Source organism: Paracoccus halophilus (genome assembly GCF_000763905.1).
GTDB lineage: Bacteria > Pseudomonadota > Alphaproteobacteria > Rhodobacterales > Rhodobacteraceae > Paracoccus > Paracoccus halophilus.
This window is the reverse complement of sequence record NZ_JRKN01000080.1, coordinates 1-1,982: the sequence shown is the minus strand read 5'-3', so window position 1 is coordinate 1,982 and position 1,982 is coordinate 1. Positions and strand designations below refer to the sequence as shown.

Here is a 1,982-nt window from a genome sequence, read left to right as displayed (position 1 = left end):
TGAAAGGCGCTTTTCGCCAAATCGACGCCGATGATGGTAACTTCGTCCATTGCTGTTCCTCCTCTTCTCTATCCCACGGTAGCCCACGAGGCGCGGGAGGGGCATCCACCCCATCAAGGATCGAGCGAATGCCCTGTGGGCAAGATCCGGCCTCGCGTCATGCGGGCGTCACCCGACAGGGCCGAGACGGGCAGGGCAGGGCGACCAGGACCGGCAGGGGAATGGCCGGCTCGGGACGAGACGGACAGGCACCGGCCGCAGCCGGTCGCATCGCCCTGAATGGCTCGGGCGAAGGCCGCTTGCGGCCGAAGCTAGAACGCGGTGCCCGCCAAGTGGCGGGCAGACGCCCTAGATGGCAATCTGCCAGACGAATAGCGCGACGACAAAGAAACCCAATGAATACCAAAACTGTGGCACCAACTCGTGATCCATGATTCTGCCGTAGTCGCGGTAGTTTTGCCGCACCTTCAGGAGAACGCTTGCCAGCCAGATCAGGCCGCCGATAACAACTGCAAGAAGTCCATAGAAAATCGCGTTGTTCCCGGTGTTAATCAATCTTTCCAGCATCAAGTTAACCTCTGTTTTCGTTATGAAATACGATGAGAAAGGCTATGCTTTCTCACATATGCCCGCAATAAGGTCCGGCCGGAAACCCGCCCAATGCTGATCGCCGGCGACGACGACAGGTGCTTGGCGATAGCCGAGGGCTACGACCCTATTCATGGCGTCCTCGTCGGCCGTCAGATCGACCAGCTCGTAGCCGATGCCCTTGGCATCAAGGGCGCGCGTGGTTGCGGCGCATTGGACGCAGGCGGGCTTGGAATAGACAATGACTGTCATGGTGGATTCCTTTTCGTCAGGGGGCCGCAGCCCCCTGCTCTGCCGGACGGTTACTCGCCCTTGCCGGTAGGGATGATGGCGACCAGATCGGCTGCGAGGCTTGTTTCGTAAACGGCCTGGCCGTCCTTGTCATAGCTGGTTTCAGAGATCCTGCCCTCGGCCGTCACGAGATCGCCTTTGCGCAGGTTTTCCTTGATGTAGGCGAAGCCAGGCGTGCGCTCGAACATTGTCACCGTGTTCCAGGACTCGCGATCCTTCCGTTCGCCGCTCTCGCGATCCTTCCAGCTTTCCTTGGTGCTGATGCGGATTTTCAGGGTCTTGCCGACTTCACGGATGGCACCGACATAGCCTTGGATGCTGAATTTGGCGTGGGTGTAAAGCATTGAAGTGATCCTTCTAGCTGGTGTTTCGATAAGAAAGGCCCGCTACGCCTTTCCGGGCGATCAAGAAGAAAGACGGAGGGTCCGCGCTTGCGCGGAAACCGTCTTTGTTCTTGAAGGCCGCAGGCCGGGCGCAAAGAGGGAAGGCGTGGTAGGTGGGACTGTCGAAACACCTGCAAGAAGGGCAAGGTGCCTAAGATCAGCCCGCGCTCTGCATCCCCGGCAGGGTTGCTGGCGATCGGCAGAACCGAACCCTGAAGAACCGCAACCGCAGGAAGCTGGAACGCGAAGCACAGGGAAGGAAGGCGTGTCCTGGTGGCGATGACTACAGCTCGCGCACCCGACTACTTCAAGGAAAATTTGCCTGCGATCTGTCGGCCGAGGAAGGCAGGACAGACCGGCTATGAGGCCGCTAGGTGTGTTCGCATCGGCTGCACGACGATCCAGACAGCCTGAAAAACGGCAGGGGTGAGTTATAGCCCCGCACAATGATTGGGTCAGCATATGGGCCATAGGAAAGGGTTTGGTGAGAACATACGGGGAATCTTTCCCCTTACCGGCATCGCGGTCAAGTTGCGAAACACTGCGCGAAACCGCCAATAAGCAAAGTGACCGACAGCCTGCCACAGAGCATTCGCTCGATCCTTGATGGGGTGGATGCCCCTCCCGCGCCTCGTGGGCTACCGTGGGATAGAGAAGAGGAGGAACAGCAATGGACGAAGTTACCATCATCGGCGTCGATTTGGCGAAAAGCGCCTTTCA

Annotated in this window: 3 protein-coding genes; all 3 read right to left on the bottom strand. The window is 58.8% G+C overall.

Annotated elements, in window-relative coordinates:
• Positions 1 to 348 precede the first annotated feature (348 nt).
• From IT41_RS19120 to IT41_RS19110, 3 genes are read right to left on the bottom strand one after another with little or no spacing between them, the layout of a single operon-like run.
• A complete protein-coding gene (locus tag IT41_RS19120) occupies positions 349 to 567 on the bottom strand; it encodes a hypothetical protein (protein ID WP_036744353.1) in 219 nt (72 codons plus the stop codon).
• 42 nt (positions 568 to 609) lie between these two features.
• The gene (gene nrdH / locus IT41_RS19115; protein WP_036744351.1) at positions 610 to 840 is read right to left on the bottom strand and encodes a glutaredoxin-like protein NrdH; all 231 of its coding nucleotides are present in this window, start codon (positions 838 to 840) and stop codon (positions 610 to 612) included.
• A 50-nt stretch (positions 841 to 890) separates the two neighbouring features.
• Positions 891 to 1,223 carry a single-stranded DNA-binding protein gene (locus IT41_RS19110; RefSeq protein ID WP_036744348.1) on the bottom strand — a complete coding sequence of 111 codons (333 nt, stop codon included), beginning with the start codon at positions 1,221 to 1,223 and terminating at the stop codon, positions 891 to 893.
• Between the last annotated feature and the right edge of the window lie 759 nt (positions 1,224 to 1,982).